We start from the raw sequence: 20,988 nt of genomic DNA on the forward strand, positions 1-20,988 counted from the left end.
GAACCACGGGCCGGGACCAATGCGGGCGGGTGCCCCAGGACAAGCCGTGCAAGACTTAAGCCATGGATCTGGAGGTTACACCCGCGCTCACGATTCCGGCCGTTGAGCTGGGATGGCGCTTTTCGCGTTCCTCCGGGCCGGGCGGGCAGCACGTCAACACCTCGGACAGCCGGGTTGAGCTGTCCTGGAACGTGCTTGACTCCGCCGTACTGACTGACGAGCAGCGGGCACAGCTGGCCGCACGCCTGGACAGGCGGCTGGTGGCGGGAGTGGTGACAGTGGCCTCCTCCGAGCAACGGTCCCAGCTGCGAAACCGTGAGACCGCGCTGGCCAAACTGGGCGAACTCATCGCCGCCGGGCTTGCCCCCGAGGCTGCGTCGCGCCGGCCCACCAAGCCCACGCGCGGCTCAAAGCGCCGCCACCAGGCCGCGAAGTCGCAGCGTTCCTCGACCAAGGCACTTCGGAAACGGCCCTCGGCCGACTAAGCGAACCCTCGGAGGCAACGTGCGCTGCCGCAGCCCACTGCTGCTGCCGCAGCCCACTGCTGCAGCCCGGCACATCGGCGATTCACCGAACAGGTGCCCGGTGGTACTGTTTTGGCCCATAGGAAAGCTGACCCCCCCAAGGCGGCCGCTGCCCGCAGCGGAAAATTGGGGTCCCGGAGAAGTTCGCGTCCCATCATGACGATGTCGGCCAGATCCGCGGCGACGATTTGCTCGGCCTGGCGCGGATCGTTAATGAGCCCGACGGCGGCTGTGTGGATCCCGGCCGAGGCGCGGATTGCGGTGGCGAAGGGGACCTGGCAGCCGGGACCAACGGGGATGGTGGCGGTGGGGACGTTCCCGCCGGTGGCCGAGAAACGCACCACCACCGGAACACCGTCGCCCACCACTGCGCGAATGGCGTCGATCATTTCCAGCACGGCCCGGGCACGGTTGGGCAGGGATCCGCCATAGTGGTCGGTGCGGGTGTTGCTCAGCGGTGACGGGAATTGGTGCAGGAGGTAGCCGTGGGCGGCGTGAATCTCAATGAGGTCGAATCCGGCGGTCATGGCCCGGCGCCCTGTGTGTGGATGAAGCGTAAGATTCGGGCGAACTCGTCACGTTGGGCGTCGTTCCACAGCCCCAGGTCCTGGGGCGAGATGCGGCCCTCGGGAAGACTGGCGGCTGCCTCCGTGAACACTGCCCCGGTACTGCCCCGGGCTAAGGATCCCAGATGCACCAAGTGCCAATCGTTGGGCATCCTGTCCTGCTGTCGGCGGAATACTGGCACATGGGCGCCACCCAGAGCCGGTTGCGCACTGTCAGTCCGCGGAGGGTGATCGGTGCAAAGAGTGCAGGTGCCATGGTAGGTGGCCTCCTTCTGACGGCGGCTGTTTTTGTGGGCAACGCAGATACCACTCCGGCGATTCCCATAAGCTGCGGGCAATGACAGGCACCCAGTGAAGTCGGTGGCACTCCCGGGCGCACAAACGGCGCCTCCCTTCTGCTGTGGGCAGCAGGGAGGCGCCGTTGTGAACCACTTGCCTGGCGGGCAGCCGAACGGTATTGCAGGTGACGGTATTACAGGTGAACGGCGGGTTCACCGGTGGAGACGGCGGTGTGTTCACGGCCGCGGTACATCAGCGCCGTCACGATGGCTCCAGTCACCAGGAGGACTGCGCAGGCCAGGTACGCGCCCGAGTAGCCGCTCACGAGGGACTCAAGCCGGCCTTCCCCGCCGTCGAGCGCTGTGATAGTGGCCCCTGCAACAAGGGTGTTCAGTACGGCCAGGCCAATGGAGCCGCCCAGCTGCTGTGATGCGTTCACGGCAGCAGAGGCCACTCCGGCGTCGTGCGGGTCCACCCCCAGCGTTCCAACACTCAAGGCCGAAGCTATGATGGTACCCAGCCCCACGGCGGTGATGAATGTCGGTACCGCGATGTGCAGGGCGTAGCCACTGTCAACCGTGGCTTGCATCAGCAGGATGGCGCCGATGGCCGCAATGATCATGCCGCCCGGGACCAATACCTTGGCGCCGAGCTTGGGCAAGAGCACGGAGGTGGAAACTATGGCTGCAATCATCATGCCCAGGCACAATGGCAGCACAGCCAAACCGGTCTGCAATGGCGTGAAGCCGAGCACGACCTGCAGGAAGTAGACAAGGTACAGGTTCACGCCGAAGATGACTGCGCCGGCGATGAAGATGGCCACCATGGAGGCGCCGCGGTCGCGGTGAACCACGATGTGCAGGGGCAGCAGCGGGGACTTGCCCTTGCGTTGCAGCAGGACAAAGACCACCAGGAGCGCCACGCCAAAGACCAGGAACCCCCACGTGCCCAGGGCCGCAAAGCCGTGCTCTTCGGCGTTCGCGAAGCCGAAAACGACGGCGAAGAAACCCAGTGTGGCAAAAATTGCGCCGGGAATATCCAACTTGACCCCGCGCTCGCGCATGGTCGGCGCAATGGCCATGAAGCCAACCACAAAGGCGACTGCGGCGAAGGCAATGTTCACGTACAGGGTCCAGCGCCAGGTCATGAATTCCGTGAGAACGCCACCGAGCAACAGGCCGACGGCGCCGCCGGCACCAGCGAGTGCGCCGTAGATGCCAAAAGCTTTTCCGCGTTCGGCCGGGTCGGTGAAGGTGGTTGTCAGCAGCGACAGGGCGGCAGGAGCCAGCAGCGCCGCAAAAATGCCTTGCAACACGCGGGCGGCCAGCAAGACTGCGAAGGTCGGCGCCGCGCCGCCCAGTGCGGAGGCCAGTGCGAAGCCGATCAAGCCGATGAGGAAGATCTGTTTGCGGCCCATGAGATCGGCAATGCGGCCACCCAACAGCAGCAATCCGCCAAAGGCGAGGGCGTAGGCCGTGATCACCCACGGACGCAGCGTGTCCGAGAAGTTCAGCTCAAGTTGGGCGCTGGGCAGAGCCACGTTCATGATGGTGGCGTCCAGGACCACCATGAGCTGGGACATGCCGATGGCGACCATGGCCCACCACCTGCGCGCCGCCCATTTTGGATCCGTGGACCCTGATTTTGCCTGGCGGCCCGGTTTTGTTTGCGTTGCAGTGCTCATATACCTTTTGCTTCTTGGGAGTGTTGAAGCCGCCCGTGCGGAACAGCTATTCCACACAGCATACATCACGCGGAACAGGTATTCCGGGGTGTTTAATTTCACGGTACACTGGAGTTGACAACAAGTGAACGCCACGCTCTCCACAGAAAGCAATCTCTGCATGACTCAGCTGCCGCACCCTGGCACCCCGCCGAATTCCGCCGTCCCCGGGGGCGGGGATTCCGCGCCCGCCGCTGCCGCCCACCAGGAGGCGGGCACGGGCACTGCCGGTCCCCGTGACAACCAACTGCACCAAGCGGCCCATCAGCTTTTCTCTAGGGACGGACTTGGCGTGCCCCTGGCCGACATTGCCAAGGCTGCAGGCGTTGGCGTCGCGACGTTGTACCGCCGCTACCGGGACAAGGACGTCTTGATCCTCGACGTCTACCGGGAGCACATGGCGTTTGCGGAGCGCCTGTCGAACGAGGCCAATGACTTTCAGGACGCGTGGGAGGGATTGGTGTACTTCCTGGAGCGCACCACCGAGCAGTTCTCGGTGGACCGCGGCATGCGTGAACTGATCCTGGGCGGCTATGTTGGCGGTGTCGGATGGGCCAGGGGGTCCACCCACGAGGAGCTCATCAAGGCTCTTGACACCCTCGAGAAGAGTGTGACTGCGCAGCTGGAGCATCTCGTGGACCGCGCCAAGAAACAACATGTGGTGCGTGCCGATTTTGCACCCACGGATGTCCTGCTTATGTCCGCCATGGCCCATGCCGCCGCACCCGTCAAGGCTTCCGGCTGGCCCGTGACAGGCCAACGCGCCCTGCAGTTGCTCATCGAAGGCATCCGGCCGGCCGCGCAGACACCCCACTAGGGACACTTCCGGCCGGCCCCCTCGAAGGGTCCTCCCCCCGTAAAGTCCGGGGCTAGTTCGGACCCAGGTACGCCAGGGCGGCGACGACATGGGCCCGGACACCCGTCGACAGCGTCGGATCGATCACCGGCGCAAAAAACGGGGAGTGATTCGCCGGAATGTCCTGCTCAACGGTGCCACGGGCTGCCGCTGCCCGGTACGTCTCCGGATCACATCCACCCAGCAGCCAGTACGTATAGGGCACGCCAAATGCGTCGGGGATCCGGCTGAAGTCCTCGGATGCAGTCTGCCGGGAGGCGTGCAGCACCGCCGCCGCGCCAAAGTGTCCGGTAAACGCAGCGGTGACTTTTTCCGTGGCTCCGGCGTCGTTGCTCGTGAGCGGGAATTGGTCATAAAACTCAAATTTGGGTTCCTGCGGAGAGCCGGCAGCTGCGCATTCGCCCTTGACGATCCGCTCAATCGCGGCCAGCACCCTTGTCCGCAGCTCATTGTCGTAGCTGCGGATGTTCAACAGCAGTTCGGCCCTGTCAGGAATGATGTTGGACTTGCTCCCGGCGTTCAGCGCGCCCACCGTCACGACGGCGAACTCCCCCGGCTTCGTTTCCCGCGAGACAATTGTCTGCAGCTTGAGCACTATCGAGGCGGCAAGCACCACCGGATCCACCGACATGTGCGGCATCGACCCGTGCGAGCCCTTCCCGTGCACGGTAACCTTCAGTGAGTCCCCCGCGGACAGTATCGGGCCGCTCGCGGTGGCCAGGACCCCTGCCGGCAGCGGCATCACATGCTGGCCAAGAACGACGTCGGGCCGGGGCACCTTGGCGGCCAATCCGTCGTCGACCATGGCTTGGGACCCCCCGCCCAACTCCTCGGCCGGCTGGAACAAGGCAATGAAGGTGCCCGACCACGCGTCCCGTTGCTGTGCCATGAGCTGGGCCGCACCGAGCAGGGCTGTGACATGGATATCATGGCCGCAGGCGTGCATGACGCCGTCGACAGCGGAGGCGTAGGGCAGGCCCGTAGCCTCTGTGACGGGCAGGGCGTCCATGTCGGCGCGGGACAGGACCGTGGGACCGTCGCCATTGGCCAGGACACCAACGACGCCGGTGCCGCCGATGTGCTGCACCGCATAGCCGAAGGATGCCAGCTTCTCCGCAACGAGTTGTGACGTCCCGTGCTCCTGGAAGCTCAGCTCGGGATGCCGGTGCAGTTGCCGGTAGATTTCCCGCAGCCCGTCCAGCTCGGACTCGAGGCCCGCCAGGACAGTGTCAACGATGCTCATGGATTCACTCTTTCAATGACGGCTTCGGCGCCCGGGCAATTGAACGGGCCCGGGACTGCTGACCAGCTACAGCTTAACTCAAGGCCCGCGGCTGTGCTCAACCATGACGGCACGATGCCGGAATTTACTGCCACGCAGGAGCTGTCTTGTAGAACAATTGATTCGAGGTTTCACAGTTCGTCATCATTAATCGTCCACTTCTTCATCAAGATGATACTTTTTCATGAGTGGGCGCAGCCGCCGCACGGGCCGAAAACGGCCGCAATAAAGGAGTCACCATGTCGCATTCCACCGCCCTGGCCGGGCAATCGCCGGCAACCCGCCACGGTTTTGCCGACATGCTCTGCGCCGACGATTTCAAGTCAGCATTCCGCAACCACCCGGCAGGCGTGGCTGTCATCACCGCCGACATTGGTGACGGTCCCGTGGGGCTGACAGCCACCTCCGTCATTTCCGTTTCAGCGAACCCGCCACTCGTCGTGTTCTCCCTGTCGTCGGCATCGTCCTCGACACCAACAGTCAAGCTGGCAGAGACTGTCGTCATCCACCTGCTGGGTGCCGAGCAAATTGGCTTGGCCAAGAATTTCGCCACCAGCGGCATCGACCGGTTCGCCGACACGTCCATCTGGTCGCGGCTGATTTCCGGTGAACCGTACCTGCCATCGGCAAATGCCTGGATGCGCGGACGGATTGTCAATCAAATGACTGCCGGCGATTCCACAGTGGTCGCCGTGCAGGTGCTGCAGGTCGACCTGCCCGGCGAATCAGGCCGGAACGCCCAGGAATCCCGGCCGCTGGTCTACCACAACCGCACGTGGCACTCCTTGAGTGAAGACTCGGTAGTCGACTGACCCAGCTCCCGCAGCGGGATTCCTGCACACCAGCCCGCCGCACCGGCATTCGCCCGGCAGTACAGACGCACTGAAGCAGGGCGCACTGCAGGCCCGGAACGATTGACGGCCGGTGCGCATCTTCCTGCCACAACTGTTGCCTGCGCCGTGACAGATTTTCACGACCAAAGAATGCCGGCATCGACCACTTGCGCCTGCCATGGGATGTCCCTGAAAACCACGGGCTGCCATTGAACACCATGCTGCCCGTCTCCCGGGCGACCAGTGCGGACGCCCCAATCCCCTGCAGCCGGGACCCGCCAGTAACCGTGCACACATGGAGCATTCCTCCATGAACATGAAACTTCACTGGACAATATGCCCATTGCTGTGATGTGAATCTCCCAATAGGGTTGATTCCGTCCCGCCGCCCGAGGGGACGTTGCCACAACAGTTGTCACAGCAAGGAAACGAACACACATGATCTCAAAGCAGAAAGCAGCCACGGTAGCGGATGAGCTGTCGCTGCTGGTCCCCGAAGGAATGGTTCTCCACGACGGGCCTTCCCTGCAGAAATACAGCCATGACGATGCGGAATGGGCGCCGTTCGTCGAACCGCTGGCAGTCGTGCTGGCCCGGAGCACAGCCGAGGTCGCCGCAGTCGTGCATTATGCGGCCGGCCACGGCCTGTCGGTGGTCCCCCGGGGTGCAGGGACGGGACTTTCCGGTGGCGCCAACAGCGTGCAGAATTGCATCGTGGTGTCCCTTGAACTCATGAACCGTGTCCTTGAGATCAACCGGGGCGAGGGTCTCGCGGTGGCTGAAGCCGGCGTCATCAACGACAACCTTCGACAAGCCGTGGCCGCTCACGGGCTCTGGTACCCGCCGGATCCGGCCAGCTTCAAGATCTCCACGATTGGCGGCAATGCTGCCACCAATGCCGGCGGAATCTGCTGCGTGAAGTACGGCGTCACCGGTGACTATGTGCTGGGCATGACTGTTGTGCTGGCGGATGGTGCCATCGTCCGTCTGGGCCGCCGGACCGCCAAGGGCGTCACGGGTTACGACCTCACCTCGCTCATGGTCGGCTCGGAAGGGACCCTGGGCATCATCACGGAAGTCACTGTCAAGCTGCTGCCCCTGTCGGGCCGGCAGGACCGGGCCGTCATTGGCTATTTCCCGTCCCTGCCCGACGCGGGTCGGGCCGTTTCAGCGGTGACGGCCGCCGGCATTGTGCCGGCCGCCCTGGAACTCATCGACAGCACCTGCCTGCGGGCCGTGGACGACTGGCTGGAGCTGGGGCTGCCAGAGAACGTCAACGTCATGCTGTTGGCCACCGTTGATGAGCCCGGCAGCACCGGCGAGGAGCTTGCCGACAGGCTGGCAGGCATTTTCGCCGACCACGGCGGGAGCCACATTGAACAAGCCACCGACCCGAAACAGATCGATTCGCTCTTCGTGGCCCGGCGCATGGCCTACCCGGCGCTGGAACGGCTTGGCCCGGTCCTGACGGAGGACGTCTGTGTACCCCGCTCGGCCGTGCCGCAGATGCTCGAGCACATCCAGGCCTCGGCGGCGAAGCACGACGTCGTCATTGCCAACATTGCGCACGCCGGCGACGGAAACCTCCACCCCTTGATCATCGCCCCCGTGGGCGATGAAGCGGCCAAGGCGCGGGCAAAAACGGCCTTCGATGAGATCGTTGCCGACTGCCTGCTCCTGGGTGGCACGGTGACGGGCGAACACGGGGTTGGCCTGCTCAAGCTTGAAGGCGCCGGCGCGGAGCTGGACCCGCGCGTCGTCACCATGCACCAGGGAGTCAAAGACGTTCTCGACCCGCTCGGCACCTTGAACCCCGGCAAGGCGTTTCCGCAGTCCCCCACGGCCTGACACCCGAAACCACCCACCCTCCCAAGGATTGCCATGACCACCTCCCAAATGCAGACCAGCGATGCGTCGATGCGCAAGCGTGTCGTGCGCAAAGTATCCGGCAGGCTGCTGCCTTTTCTCGGACTGCTGTACCTGATCAACTATCTTGACCGCACCAACCTCGCGTTCGCCGCACCCCACGGAATGAACGAAACACTGGGGCTGACGGCAACCACCTTTGGCATGGCCTCCGGCCTGTTCTTCATCGGCTACTTGCTTCTGGAGGTGCCCAGCAACCTGGCCCTGAACAAGTTTGGCGCCCGGCGTTGGATCGCCAGGATCATGGTCAGCTGGGGCATCATTGCCACGCTCATGACGTTCGTGCCCAATGCCGGAACCTTGTATGTCCTGCGTTTCCTGTTGGGTGTGGCCGAGGCCGGCTTCTTTCCGGGCATCATTTTTTACATGACATTCTGGTTCCCCAAGCAGCAACGGGCCAAGGCTCTGGCGGTCTTCATTCTGGCCGTTCCGCTCTCGGCTGCCATCGGCTCGCCGCTGTCTTCCTGGCTGATCACGGCCGGCGACGGCCTTTTTGGCTTGGATGGCTGGCGCTTCATGTTCCTGGTGCAAGGCCTCCCGGCAGTAGTCCTGGGCGTCGTGTGCTGGTTCTACCTGACGGACAAGCCCGCCGCAGCCAAGTGGCTCAGCCCGGACGAGCGTGCCTGGCTGCAAAACGAAATCGATTCAGAAGCTGCCACAACCTCCAGCCGCCACAGCCTGTCCATCAGGCAGGCCTTGATGAAGGGCCGGGTCTGGGCCCTGGCGTTCGTCTACTTCGGCATCACCTACGGCCTGTATGCAATCAGCTTTTTCCTGCCCACCATCGTGGCCGGATTCGCCGAACAGTTCAACACAGACTTCACCATCATGGAACAGGGCTTCATCGTCGCCATCCCGTTCACTTTCGGCGCGTTCTCCATGTACTTCTGGGCCAAACACGGCGACAAGACCGGCGAACGAATCTGGCACGTCGCCGTTCCCACCGCGCTGGGCGGCATCGCCATACCCGTGGCCCTGTACCTGGATTCACCCTTCGCAGCCATGGTGGCCATCACCATTTGCACCATGGGCATCTGCGCGGCACTGCCCACCTTCTGGCCGCTGCCCAGCCTGTTCCTGACGGGTGCCGCGGCGGCTGCGGGCATCGCCTTCATCAACTCCTTCGGCAACCTTTCCGGGTTCATCGGCCCGCTGGTCACCGGCAAGCTGGCGGAAATCACCGGCTCCCAACAGGCAGGCATGTGGGTGGTTGGTGGCGTCATGGTGCTCGCCAGCCTGGTGGTCGTGGGCCTGAAGACCACCCTGGCACCCGACCTGCGGGACGCGGCCGGCCCCGACAAGTCGCACTGACCCGGGCATGCAATACTGGGGCGTGCCTCCCCCTGAGCGCGGCCACGACGCCGTCAACAACACAGATGCCGTTCCCGACCCTGTTGCGAACGCCCCGGCGACGTCCGAGGTGTTCAGGGACGACGCCGGAAGGCCGGGTCCCAGCCTTGCCGGCACCGACGACGGCTGGCTGGGACTGCTGGCCCGCGACCCCACCATGGAGGAGGCACAGGCCTACCGGCGCCAACTGCTCGATGCGGCCAACAGTTCCGAACATGCTGGGATAAAGCGTCAGGCCCGTCAGGCCCAGACGATCCTGGCACGCCTGGCCGAACGTCGCGAGCACGCCGACGAGCTCACAGTGCTCAACGACCTCGCCCGCAGGCTCGCCTCGCTGCACGAACCCCGGAACCTCCTCCAGGAGGTGGCCAGCCAGGCCCGTCGGCTCCTCCACGCCGACGTTGCCTATTTGATGCTCCGCCAGGACGGGACGCAGGAGGGAACGACCGGCGGCGGCAAGGTCCGGAGGGTGCTTCGCATAGAAGTTTCGGATGGCTCGCTCGGCTCCATTCTGGCCGGCACCGAAGTGGGCCTGGGTGAGGGCCTGGGAGGCCAGGTCCTGCGTGCAGGCAAGCCGCTGTGGACCGAGGACTATCTGCAGGACAGCATGATCGCCCACCTCAGCGATGTCGACGAGGTTGCCAGCAGTGAACATCTCGGCGGGATTTTGGGCGTCCCGCTCACTGTGGGCGAGGAGACCCTGGGTGTGCTGCTGGCCTCCAACCGCCGCCCCCGCAAATTCAGCGAACGCGAGATTGAATTGCTTGCCGCCCTTGCGGCACATGCCTCCGTCGCCATCCGCAATTCCCAGCTGTATGAGCAGCGGCAACGATCAGAGGCAGGGCTGCGCAACGCTGTCGACGAACTGAAAGCCGCCAACGCCACCCGCCAGCGGGCTTTTGACCTGCGCGAACGGCTGACCCAGAGCGTTATCGGCGTAGGCAAGACGGCGGACATTCTCGCCGAGCTGCACGACGCACTTGGGCTGCCCGTCCGTTTTGAAGATGCAGGCAATGCCGAGTTTGCGGCCCTGTTCGCTGATTCCAGGACGGATGCCCCGTTCCTGGACAACGTGGACGGGCGGCACCGGGTGGCCGTGCCTGTCATGCTGTCCACAGGATACGGCGGCGCCGTGGTGGCGGATTCGCCCGGTCCCCTCGACGGTGAGGCGCTGCGGTTGCTGCCGTTGGGCGCCACCTCCATCGCCATCCTGCTGGCCACGGACCGTTCCCTGACAGAAATGGAAATGCGCACGCGCAGTGAATTCATGAATACGCTGCTGGGCGGCCACGCCGACGAGGACAGCGTGGCACGCCACGCATCCGCGGCCGGCATCGACATTGGGAAGGTGAGCGCCGTCGTCGTTGTCGCTGCCGGTTCCGGCACGAAGGAAGCCGGCGACGCGCGGCGGCTGGCCACACAGGTGGCGGGGCACTTCCAAGGCTGGTCGGGCAATCACGCGGAGCACCTCGTGGCCCTGCTGCCGGACACCGAAGTGGGGGCCGTGAAGGAATATGTGCAGCGGTTGACAGTCGGAAAATTTCCGGGGGCAGTGGGCCTGGCGTCCTGCGGGAGCGGAATTCGTGCTGTGCGCTCAGCCCACACCTCCGCTGTGCAAACCACCACCATGCTCAATGCCCTGGGCCGCCCGCACGATGTTGCCGAAGACTCCGAGCTTGGGATTTACCGGGCCGTTTTCAGCCAGTCGGGCCGTGATGACCTGGCCGCGTTTGTGAAGCAGTGCGTGGGCAGGCTGCTGGCTCACGATCTGAAGCACGGCAGGGAACTTGCCGTCACACTCTCCACTTATCTCGAGCTGTCGCAGCACCACGCCCGGACCTGCGCCGTCCTGCACATCCACGCCAATACGCTGTACAACCGCCTCGAACGCATGGACGCACTCATCGGCCCCGGTTGGAAGGATCCGGCACGCAGCCTTGACATCCAGTTGGCGTTGCGCCTGAACCGTCTCATGGAGACCATTGGCCGGCAGCCCGGCGGCCGGGCACAACCGCAGCAAGACTCTTAGGACTCCCCCGGCTGCCCGGGGATCTGGGGTATTGTCCCCGTGGCTGGCGGTGGGGGCGTGATCACCGACGGAGAATCATGCTCGGCGGAATATTGCAGGAACGACAGGTGGGCTTCGTACCTGTCAAGGACATCGTTGATGACCTGCTGCTGGTTCAGCCCCATCAGGTCATAACCCTCCGTGCCCGTCAGGGTGAAGACTTCCAGCCGGAAGTAGACATCAATTTCACGTTGCACGCTGCGGCTGCCGAACATGGGCGCCGGAGCCTCGACGGCGGCCACCCGGTAGTGGAAGTCGCGGTGACCCGCCATGTGGACCACCAGCGTGTGTTCCGGGATGCCCGTGTCGGTGTTGGGCGTGGCGGAAAGCCCGCCTTGATAGCCCAGCTGTTTGAACTCGCTGGCCACATCCTGCAGCGCCGGGGCCACCACCTTGTCCACGAATTGGGCAACGGACTTTTTGGAGGGGTAGGACCGTACCTGGGCCAGCCGCTGCCGCCAGGTCTTTTCCGGGATGTGGCCCCCGGTCGCCGCAAATGAACGCCTGTGCATCACCTGCCCCTGCCGTTCGGCCCGTTCCATCCGCAGGACTTTCGAGAATGACGCCATGACCAGGTAGGCGATGATTGTCACCGGCAAGGCAAAGATCAAGGTTGCGTACTCCATGGTGACCACGCCGCCGGCCATCAACATGGCCACGGTGAGGAGAGCTGTGAGCAGGGCCCAGAAGATCCGCAGCCACTTCGCACCGTCGACGGAGGGATCGGGAATCGTGGATGAGAAGTTCGACATCACCATCGCCCCCGAATTGGCGCTGGTCAGGTAAAACAAGAGACCGGACAGGGTGGCCAGCCCGATCAGGAACGGGGCGCCGGGGAACATCTCCAGGAGCGCGTACCAGCCGTGTTCGGGGTTGTCGACGGCAAGCCTGGCAAACTCCGTATTTCCATTCAGGACTTCGCGGAGCGCACTGTTGCCGAAAATGGAGACGATGAGGAAGTCGCACAGCACCGGTGCTGTGATGGCGGCAATGACAAACTCACGCAGGGTGCGCCCGCGCGAGATGCGGGCCAGGAAAAGCCCTACGAAGGGGCCCCAGGCCAGCCAAAACGCCCAGAAGAACAGCGTCCAGCCTGCCATCCATGCGGCGCCGTCGGGTTCATAGGCGAACGTCGCCAGGGTGCGTTCCGGGAAGGTGAAGATGAAGCGGCCGATATTTTCAACCAGGGCGTTGAGCAGAAACGACGTCTCGCCGGTGATCAGGATGTACAGGATCATGGCGCCGGCGGCCCACAGGTTCAGCTCGGAAATGATCCTGATGCCCTTGTCCACCCCGGAGGTGCACGCTGCCACTGTCATGATGACGGCAACCACCACGAGGGCGATCTGCAGGGCCAGGCCCTCCTGCAGGCCGAAGATCCAGGCAAATCCCACGTTGAGCAGGACGACGCCGATGCCCATGGAGGTGGCGACCCCAAAGACGGTGCCGACCAGGGTGACGACGTCGATGACGTCGCCGAGGGCCCCGCGCACGCGCTTGCCCAGGAGCGGGTACAGGGCCGCACGTATGGACAGGGGCATGCCCCAGCGGTAGGAGAAATAGCCCATGGCCATGCCAAGGAGCGCATACATCGACCAGCCCGCAATGCCGTAATGGAACATGGTCCAGACGACTGCATCCTGGGCCGCGGCTGCGGATTCCGGTGTTTCCGACGGCGGTGAAACGAACTGGGTGATCGGCCCGGTCACAGAGTAAAAGAGCATGTCGATGCCGACACCCGCCGCGAAGAGCATGGCAACCCAGGTGAAGAGGTTGTATTGGGGACGAGAGTGGTCGGGCCCAAGCCGGACGCTGCCTTCCTTGGACAAGGCAACCCACAACACAAATATGACCACGAGGGTGATGGTGACGACGTAATACCAGCCAAGGTTGGTGGCAATCCAGGTGACCACCGTGTGCAGGATTTCCTCAGCCTGGACCGGCATGAGCATGGCCCAGGCCGAGAACGCCAGGACTATCCCGGCCGAGATGAGCAGTACATGCCAGTTGACTTTCGGCCCCGGCTGGACGGCGAGTTCGGCCGGGCCCTTGACCAGCAGTTCGCTGCTGGTCATCGGCGGACGCTTGTCCTCGCTGCCTGCAGCCTTGCGCGGACCCGTCACACCGAACAGGCTGCGCTCCACCATCTCCGGGGGCGTTTCCTTCCCCGTCCGCTCTCCCTCGCCTGGATTGGCCAATGACTTCTCCTTTACGCTGTCGGGCCACGCCGCGGGCGGCAATGGACGACGTCGGCATCTCGCCTGCCTGCGCCGGTCGGGCCGGCGCGATGCTGCGATGCAGGTGTGACGTTCAGAGTCCCATGCTATCCACTTGGACATGCCGGGGATGGAATCGTCACATCATGACGGGCCAATCCCGATCGGGCGGTAGCCTTGAACGGACATCGCGGCCCGCACCCCAACACCGCAGGAAAGCAGAACCATGCCCCACTTCGACCTGGTCATCATCGGCACCGGCTCCGGCAATTCCCTCCCCGGACCGGAATTCGAGCACTGGAACATCGCCATCGTCGAGGACGGCTTGTTCGGGGGCACCTGCCTGAATGTCGGCTGCATCCCCACCAAGATGTTTGTCCACCCGGCCGAGCTAGCCGACGCCGCCCGCCACGGCAACGCGCTCGGCATCGACGCCCAGCTCAATTCCGTTGACTGGCCGGGGATCAGGGACAGGATCTTTGGCCGCATTGACGCCATCGAGGCCGGTGGCCGCGCCTACCGCGAAGGCCCCGAGTGCCCCAACATCACGGTGTTTTCCGGGCGCGGGCGGTTCACCGGACACAAGGCGCTGCGGGTTGACCTGCACGACGGCGGCACCGCCAAAGTGACGGCCGACAGGTTTGTGCTGGCCGCCGGTTCCCATGCCGTGGTCCCCGAACTGCCGGGCCTCGCCAAGACGCCCGGCACCGATGGCGGGCCGGTCCCCGGTGCCGGCGCACCGGATTCCGCCGGCGGCGCACCGTTCCACACCTCCGACACGATCATGCGCCTGGCGGAGCTGCCCGCGAGCATCGCCATTTTAGGCGGCGGATACATTGCCGCCGAATTCGCGCATGTGTTCTCCTCCTTCGGCGTCCATGTCACCCAGATCGCCCGCGGGAAACGGCTGCTCAAGTCCCAGGACACCGATGTCTCCGTCCAGTACACCAAGGAAGCCGCGGAGCGCTACACGGTCCTGCTCAACACCAAGGTGCGCGGCGTCGCGACTTCAGCCGGCGCCGTCGAGCTTGAGCTGGACGGGCCCGACGGACCGGGCACCCTCACGGCCGAGGTCCTGCTGATCGCCACCGGCCGCAAGCCCAACGGTGCGGACCTGGGCGTGGAAAAGACAGGTGTCGGCCTGGACGGCCACGGCCGGGTGGTGGTTGACGAATTCCAGCGCACCGCCGTGGACGGCATTTACGCGCTGGGCGACATCTCCTCCCACCACCAGCTCAAGCACGTGGCCAACCATGAGGCCAAGGTCGTCAAGCACAACCTGGCCCACCCGGATGCGCCCATCAGCTCCGACCACCGCTTCGTGCCGGCCGCCGTGTTCACCGACCCGCAGATCGCCTCGGTCGGCATGACCGAAGCCCACGCCGTCAAGGCAGGCATCCCGCACGCCGTCAAGGTGCAAAAGTACGCCGACATCGCCGCCGGCTGGGCGCGTGAGGACAGCGGCCACTTCCTGAAAGTGCTGGCCGATCCCGCCACGGGCCTGCTGTTGGGCGCGCACGTCATCGGTCCGGAGGCGGCCACAGTCATTCAGCCGCTGATCCAGGCCATGCACTTTGGGCAGTCCGCCCACGACGTCGCCAACAAGCAGTACTGGATCCACCCGGCCCTGTCCGAGCTGGTCGAAAACGCGCTGCTGGGCCTGCCGGAACCGCGACCCGCCGGCTAGACATAGGCGCCGGGTCAACAGCTGGCGCGGCTTCCACTGTTTCTCACGGCGGGGCAGCTGTCCCGTTGTTGGCGCGGCGCAGCAGATAGTCGCGGATGGCGGGCCGCCCGGGCAGTGCCGCCGCGGTCCTGAACTCCCCCGCCGCCTCCGCTGTCCGCCCCGCCCGGAGAAGCAGCTCGGCCCGGGCCGCATGAAACGGCTGGAAACGGTCGACGGCGGCACGCAGCGCAGGCGTGCCGGCTGCGGCAATGGCGTCGATGGCAGCGAGTCCCGCGGCAGGCGTGTCCGTCCTGCCAAGGACGGCGGCCAGGGCGACACGGGCGCCAAGCGTCGGTGCCGCCGCGACCAGCGCCGTGTACAGGATTCGCAGGGCGGCCCAATCCGTGCGCAGTGTGCGGGCCCGCTCGCAATGCACGGCCTGGATGGCCGCCTCCAGCTCGAAGCGGCCGGGGCTGTGCCTCGGGCCGGGTTCGCCGGGCTGTGGCCCGCCGGCCCGGGATTCCCCGGAACCGCCCAAGGCTGCGGCCCGTCGCAAATATGCCCCTCCCTCGGACATGAACCGGGTATTCCAGGACGCAGTGTCCTGGTCCTCGAGTGGCACGAACGTTCCGCCCCGCACGGGCGTCCGGGCCATGGACAGCGTGATGAGCGCGCCGAGCCCCCACGGTTCGGGCTCGCTCCGCAGCAGGCGGGCAAGGGTCAGGGCCAGGTATTGTGCCTCGCCCCTGAGGTCGTGCGCGCTGGGGTCTTCGTGGCTGGGCTGCCCGTGTTCGGGACCCCATGTCTCCGCGGCATCCTCTTCCTGGCATGCGATGGCATAGCAGCCGTAGATGGCTTCCAGCACGGGAGTGAGCCGTCCGGCAAGAGCCGTCCGGTCCGGAACCACAAAGGGAATGCGTGCTTCCTTGATCCGTTTCTTGGCCCTCACCAGGCGTTGAGCCATCGCCGGGGCAGGGAGCGCGAAGGCCGCGGCAATGCTGGCCGCATCGAACCCCAGAACGGTTTGCAGCATCAGCGGCGTGCGAATGCCAGGGTCGATGGCCGGATGGGCACAGACGAAAAGCAGTTCAAGGCGTTTGTCGCCGACAGCCTCCACATCAACGTCATCGAAGGCCAGCACGGCATCGCGTCCCTGCCCGGCCGCAGCCGCCAACGGGGCGGACGTCCGGTGGAACGCCGACTTCCAGGCATCACGTTGGCGGTTGCGCGCAACCGTGAGCAGCCACGCCTCAGGGTTTCGGGGCACGCCGGAGCCGGGCCACGTGGTGAGCGCCTGCTCGAATGCGGCCGACAGGGCATCCTCGGCCAGTGGCAAGTCCCCGGTGGGTGCCGCCAACAAGGCAACTAGGCGTCCATAGGAGGCGCGGGCAGCCAGTTCGACGGCCGCCCGTGCCTCCCTGCCCGGCCCCGGTGGACTCACGTATTTGGTGCCCAGGCGCCGTCGACCGTGAACGTGGCACCCGGGCGCACCTCGACAGCTCCCCAGCCGATGGCAGGCGCCTGCCTGCCCCAGTCAATCGCGGCATCCAGATCGGGTACGTCGATCACAAAAGTGCCGCCGAGCTGCTCCTTCGTGTCGGCAAACGGGCCGTCCTGCACGTGCAGGGAACCGTCCACCATCGTCAGCGTCGTGGTGTTCGACGACGGCTGGAGCACCTCGGCACCAATCAGGACCCCGGCCCGCTGGAGGGTTTCGGCGTAGCTGCTGAACGCGCGCTGTCCTTCCGCGATCACCTCCGCGCCCAGTGAGGCGGCGTCCGCCTCCGGATAGTGCAGCAACAGTGTGTAGCGCATGGTTAATTCTCCTTCATTCCTGTCCCACCGTCCATGAACGACGGCGGATTCCGCGCCGGAGCGTGTGCCCGGCGCCTGCACAGTGATGACGACTGAGCGCCATCCCGATCGACACCCTGCCCGCAAATCCTCCACGCGGTGCTGTTACGCCGCCATCACGGCTGACGCGCCGGAGTCTGTGGTGTGGGGGAACAGACAGGATGTCAGCACGATCGCGGGGAACCCGCCGGCAAAGTGCTCGGCAACCCGGTGGATCCAGCCCAGGAATCATTGGGGCATGGGCGTTACCTGCCGCCTTCAAGCTTCCGGCTGCGCTGCTCCCGGGCCTTCGGACCATAGGGGTAGACACCCAATTGCGGCTCACTGGCCGCCGTGAGGCGCTGAATCTCCGGCTCGGAGAGCTCCAGCTCCGCGGCGGCCAGGTTGTCTGCCAGTTGTTCGGTGGTGCGGGCACCGAGGATGACAGAGGTGACCGCGGGGCGGCTGGCAACCCAGGCCAGCGCAACACGGGAGGAGTTGGCACCATGGTCCGCGGCGATGTCCGCAACGGTCTCCAGCACATCCCAGGTGCGGGGGTTGTCGTTGCGTTCCCGCCAGGCTTCCATGCCGCGGGCGGGGTTCTCCCCCAGCCGGGTGGCCCCTGTGGGCGGTTCATCCCGCTTGTACTTGCCTGTCAGCCAGCCCCCGCCCAACGGCGACCAGGGCAGCAGCCCGATCCCTGCGTCAAGGGCTGCCGGCACAATTTCCGACTCGATCTCGCGCACCAGCAGGCTGTACTGGGGTTGCAGGGTGACAGGCAGGTTCCAGCCGTGGGCGCGGGCCACGTGAACGGCCTTTGTCAGCTGCCAGCCCAGGAAATTGGAGAAGCCGTAGTAGCCGATCTTGCCGCAGCTGACGGCGTCGTGCAGGAAGCGCAGCGTCTCTTCAAGGGGCGTGATGGGATCCCAGGCGTGCATTTGGTACAGGTCGATCTGCTCAACCCCCAGCCTCCGCAGCGAATCATCCAGGGCGCGGGTCAAATGGCGGCGGGACGTTCCGACGTCGTTCGGGGAGGTGCCCATCGGAAAGCGGCCCTTGCTGGCCAGCACGACGTAGTCCCGGGCGTCCGGCCGCTTCTGCAGCCACCGCCCGATGATCTCCTCGGACGCTCCGGCCGTGTAGACGTCGGCGGTGTCGATGAAGTTGCCCCCGGCAGCCACATAGCCGTCAAGGATGGCATGGGAGGTTTCCTCGGTGGCCTCCGCCCCGAACGTCATGGTGCCCAGTGCGTAGTTTGAAACCACGGCGCCGCTGTTGCCCAATGTGCGATATTCCAAGTCGTGCCCCATTCCTTGACGTGTGCGGGCCGCTGTGGCTGCCCTCATCCCACCCTAGGACCTTGGCCCGGCCTGCGCGAGGGGTCGTGTCCGTGGCGGATGGGGCATGCCAGCCCTATAGCAGCGTTGCCACGCGGCGGACGCCCTGTTCAATTTGGGCAATGGAGGCAGCACTGTAGGAGAGCCGGATGTACGGGGCGGGAGGCTCGTCCACGTAGAACTGCTTCCCGTCGCCGATCAGCACCCCCACACCGTGGGCGGCTGCGGTCAGCGCCGTCGAGTCGGATCCTGCAGGCAGTTTTACCCACAGGTGGATGCCGCCGGTCGGAATGGTGTCGACCCGCGCACCGGGCATCGAGGAGTGCACTTCGGAGACCATGGCGTCGCGCCGTTCGCGCAGTCCCGTCCGGAGCCGCTTGAGGTGGCGCGGCCAGGCGCTGGATGCCAGCAGCCCGAGCGCGATCTCCTGGGTGAGCGCCGGGACGCACATGTCGTCGGCGATGCGGGCCGTGCGCAGGCGCTCGCCGGCCGGTCCCCGGGCGGCGATGGCGCCCACGCGCAGTCCCGGGGCGGCCGGCTTGCTGAGGGTCGCGATGGAGACCACGTGCCCGTCGGGGTCCTGGGTGAACAATGGCGCAGGTGCCGTGCCCTCAAGGGACAAGTGCCGTGCCCAGTCGTCCTCGATGATGAACGCCCCGTGGCGTTTGGCCAGGGCCAGGACCTCGACCCGCCGTTCGGGGCTCAGGACCGACCCGGTGGGGTTGGCGTAGTTCGGCTGCAGGTAGATGAGCTTCGCGTGCGTTCGTTCAAGCGCGTCGGCAAGCTTGTCGGGCTGGATCCCGTCGGCATCCGCGGGCACGGCGGCAAGATGCAGGCCGGCGGACTGGGCGGCGAAGGCTGCCCCGGGATAGCTCGGACTTTCGGTGATGAGCGTCTGCCCGGGATCGGCCAGGGTGCGCATGGCAAACACCAGGGACTGCTGCCCGCCGGGCATGATGAGCATGTCGCCGGCATCGGCGCTGAGCCCGGCGGCGAAGGCGCTGCGCAGTTCCGGCAGCCCCATGGGCGGGGCCATCGTCCAGGCCCGGTGGCTTTTGGCGCAGCGGGCCCCGAGCGTGCGAAGTTCATCGAAGGGCTGGAGCTCGGGCGCCAGATAGCCCCAGGAGAGCTGGACATGGTCGGCGGTTCCCTTCGACCCGGGCCGGCCGGCGCGGTTCTGGTCCGCACGGATTGGGTCGACCCGGGAGCGTCCCAGCGTTGATGACTGCCACGCATAGTCCGGCTCCGGCGCCCTGTCCCGCCGGGCGACAAAGGTGCCGCGGCCGGGTTCGGCCCGCACCACGCCGAGGGCCGTGAGCGAGGTGATCGCCGCGGTGATTGTCACCGGGCTCGCGCCATACGTTTTCGACAGCGTCCTGACCGGGGGCAGCCTGTCCCCCGGCTGCATGGCGCCTGCCTGCAGCCGCAGAAGTGCCGCAATCTCTGAAGCTCTGTTATCACTGGTCACGGTCATATTAGATAACGTTACGAATTTGGCGTCAAGATTGTTTCCCCCGGTTGCGGATGCTGGCGGCAGGAAGGGGCCCGGCACCTCCCTCCGGCCCCGCGCTGAAGCACGACGGCGTGACGTGCCTGCCAGCGCCAGGGGCGCCACGCCGTCGCACCTCCAGCCAAATGTGGTTCAGCCGGGGCGTGAACCGGGGGCGGGCAGGCCGACCAGGCCGGCGCCCACCCGCCACAGCCGGGCAGCCAGGGCTTCATCGCAGCTTCGCCCGGAGGATCTCCGCGACTTCCCTCCGGCAAAGTAGCAGCCAGTCACCTGCGCCAGCTCGGGCGCCGACGCCAACTGGATCGACATGGCGGCGCCCTTCTCCGGGGTTTTCATGAGTGGCCGCACGAAGGGAACAAAAATGCGTTGGATGGTGCCGGGGTCTTCGGCTCCGAACCCGGTGTTGACCACGCCCGGATGCAGGGTGTTCGCCGTGACGCCGCTGCCCTTCAACCGTCTGGCCAGCTCGAAGCTGAACAGAATATCTGCGAACTTCGATTGGTTGTAGGCCCGTGATCCGGAATAGTCCTGCTCGCCCTGGAGGTCATCGAAATTGATCCGCCCCACTGCCCGCACGTTGGAGGACACTGTCACCACGCGCGCCGGAGCACTGTCCTTGAGCCGGTCCAGGAGCAGGTTTGTGAGCAGGAACGGTGCCAGGTAATTCACGGCGAAGGTGCGCTCCAGCCCGTCGGCGGTAACGTGCCGCGACTCCCAGTAGCCGCCCACATTGTTGACCAGCACATCCAGCCGGGGAAATTTCTCCAGCACCTCCCCGGCCAGGCGCCGCACTTCGGCCTGCGAGGACATGTCGGCCAGGACGGTGTGAACTGGTCCGCCACCGGCCGCACGTATTTCACGGGCCGCTTCCCCCAGCCGCCCAGCATCCCGTCCGGTGATGGCGATGTGGGCGCCCATTTTTGCAAGCCCGACGGCGGTGGCCTTGCCAATGCCCCCGGTTGCACCGGTGACGAGCACCGCCCTGCCGTCCATCTGCCCTCTGCGTAATTGGTTCATGT

Annotated in this window: 15 protein-coding genes and 1 pseudogene; 7 read left to right on the forward strand and 9 right to left on the reverse strand. The window is 65.5% G+C overall.

Translation table 11 applies throughout. The features are described from left to right. The first annotated feature begins 62 nt into the window (after window positions 1-62). A complete protein-coding gene (arfB, locus tag AC1L6K_RS13995) occupies window positions 63-485 on the forward strand; it encodes an alternative ribosome rescue aminoacyl-tRNA hydrolase ArfB (protein ID WP_480949474.1) in 423 nt (140 codons plus the stop codon). A gap of 82 nt (window positions 486-567) precedes the next feature. Here the strand turns inward: arfB and AC1L6K_RS14000 are convergent. Next, window positions 568-1,346 (reverse strand): annotated as a pseudogene (locus tag AC1L6K_RS14000) (oxidoreductase). A gap of 216 nt (window positions 1,347-1,562) precedes the next feature. After that, window positions 1,563-3,053, reverse strand: a complete 1,491-nt coding sequence (locus tag AC1L6K_RS14005) for an MFS transporter (protein WP_480949475.1) — start codon at window positions 3,051-3,053, stop codon at window positions 1,563-1,565. A gap of 160 nt (window positions 3,054-3,213) precedes the next feature. Between AC1L6K_RS14005 and AC1L6K_RS14010 the strand changes: the two genes are divergently transcribed. Next, the gene (locus AC1L6K_RS14010; protein ID WP_480949476.1) at window positions 3,214-3,909 is read left to right on the forward strand and encodes a TetR/AcrR family transcriptional regulator; all 696 of its coding nucleotides are present in this window, start codon (window positions 3,214-3,216) and stop codon (window positions 3,907-3,909) included. Between the two features lie 52 nt (window positions 3,910-3,961). On the opposite strand, the gene AC1L6K_RS14015 is transcribed toward AC1L6K_RS14010, so the two are convergent. Then, window positions 3,962-5,191: a M20 family metallopeptidase gene (locus AC1L6K_RS14015; protein WP_480949477.1), complete on the reverse strand. Its 1,230-nt coding sequence runs from the start codon at window positions 5,189-5,191 to the stop codon at window positions 3,962-3,964. A gap of 278 nt (window positions 5,192-5,469) precedes the next feature. Here AC1L6K_RS14015 and AC1L6K_RS14020 point away from each other — a divergent pair, with 278 nt between their 5' ends. The 4 genes from AC1L6K_RS14020 to AC1L6K_RS14035 all read left to right on the forward strand — a co-directional run bounded on the left by AC1L6K_RS14020 (window position 5,470) and on the right by AC1L6K_RS14035 (window position 11,368). After that, entirely contained in the window at window positions 5,470-6,042 is a 573-nt protein-coding gene (locus AC1L6K_RS14020) for a flavin reductase family protein (protein WP_480949478.1), read from the forward strand. Between the two features lie 459 nt (window positions 6,043-6,501). Next, window positions 6,502-7,911 (forward strand): FAD-binding oxidoreductase, encoded by a 1,410-nt coding sequence (locus AC1L6K_RS14025; RefSeq protein ID WP_480949479.1) that lies wholly within the window; start codon window positions 6,502-6,504, stop codon window positions 7,909-7,911. A 33-nt stretch (window positions 7,912-7,944) separates the two neighbouring features. Then, window positions 7,945-9,300, forward strand: a complete 1,356-nt coding sequence (locus AC1L6K_RS14030; protein ID WP_480949480.1) for an MFS transporter — start codon at window positions 7,945-7,947, stop codon at window positions 9,298-9,300. 22 nt (window positions 9,301-9,322) lie between these two features. After that, entirely contained in the window at window positions 9,323-11,368 is a 2,046-nt protein-coding gene (locus AC1L6K_RS14035; RefSeq protein WP_480949481.1) for a helix-turn-helix domain-containing protein, read from the forward strand. Here the strand turns inward: AC1L6K_RS14035 and betT are convergent. Beyond that, window positions 11,365-13,554 (reverse strand): choline BCCT transporter BetT, encoded by a 2,190-nt coding sequence (betT, locus tag AC1L6K_RS14040; RefSeq protein WP_480952774.1) that lies wholly within the window; start codon window positions 13,552-13,554, stop codon window positions 11,365-11,367. The two genes, AC1L6K_RS14035 and betT, sit on opposite strands and share 4 nt — an antisense overlap. A gap of 295 nt (window positions 13,555-13,849) precedes the next feature. Between betT and AC1L6K_RS14045 the strand changes: the two genes are divergently transcribed. Further along, window positions 13,850-15,310 (forward strand): mycothione reductase, encoded by a 1,461-nt coding sequence (locus tag AC1L6K_RS14045; protein WP_480949482.1) that lies wholly within the window; start codon window positions 13,850-13,852, stop codon window positions 15,308-15,310. 43 nt (window positions 15,311-15,353) lie between these two features. On the opposite strand, the gene AC1L6K_RS14050 is transcribed toward AC1L6K_RS14045, so the two are convergent. The 5 genes from AC1L6K_RS14050 to AC1L6K_RS14070 form a co-directional block, all read right to left on the reverse strand. Then, window positions 15,354-16,730, reverse strand: a complete 1,377-nt coding sequence (locus AC1L6K_RS14050) for an RNA polymerase sigma factor (RefSeq protein WP_480949483.1) — start codon at window positions 16,728-16,730, stop codon at window positions 15,354-15,356. Beyond that, on the reverse strand, window positions 16,727-17,104 hold the full coding sequence (locus tag AC1L6K_RS14055; protein ID WP_480949484.1) for a YciI family protein: 378 nt from the start codon (window positions 17,102-17,104) through the stop codon (window positions 16,727-16,729). Before AC1L6K_RS14055 ends, AC1L6K_RS14050 begins: the two co-directional genes overlap by 4 nt. A gap of 284 nt (window positions 17,105-17,388) precedes the next feature. Continuing rightward, on the reverse strand, window positions 17,389-18,420 hold the full coding sequence (locus AC1L6K_RS14060) for an aldo/keto reductase (RefSeq protein ID WP_480949485.1): 1,032 nt from the start codon (window positions 18,418-18,420) through the stop codon (window positions 17,389-17,391). Window positions 18,421-18,535: 115 nt separating this feature from the next. After that, window positions 18,536-19,927 (reverse strand): aminotransferase-like domain-containing protein, encoded by a 1,392-nt coding sequence (locus AC1L6K_RS14065; RefSeq protein WP_480949486.1) that lies wholly within the window; start codon window positions 19,925-19,927, stop codon window positions 18,536-18,538. A gap of 174 nt (window positions 19,928-20,101) precedes the next feature. Then, window positions 20,102-20,986: an SDR family oxidoreductase gene (locus AC1L6K_RS14070; RefSeq protein WP_480949487.1), complete on the reverse strand. Its 885-nt coding sequence runs from the start codon at window positions 20,984-20,986 to the stop codon at window positions 20,102-20,104. Window positions 20,987-20,988: the final 2 nt, after the last annotated feature.

It is taken from the genome of Specibacter sp. BI4 (genome assembly GCF_056680095.1).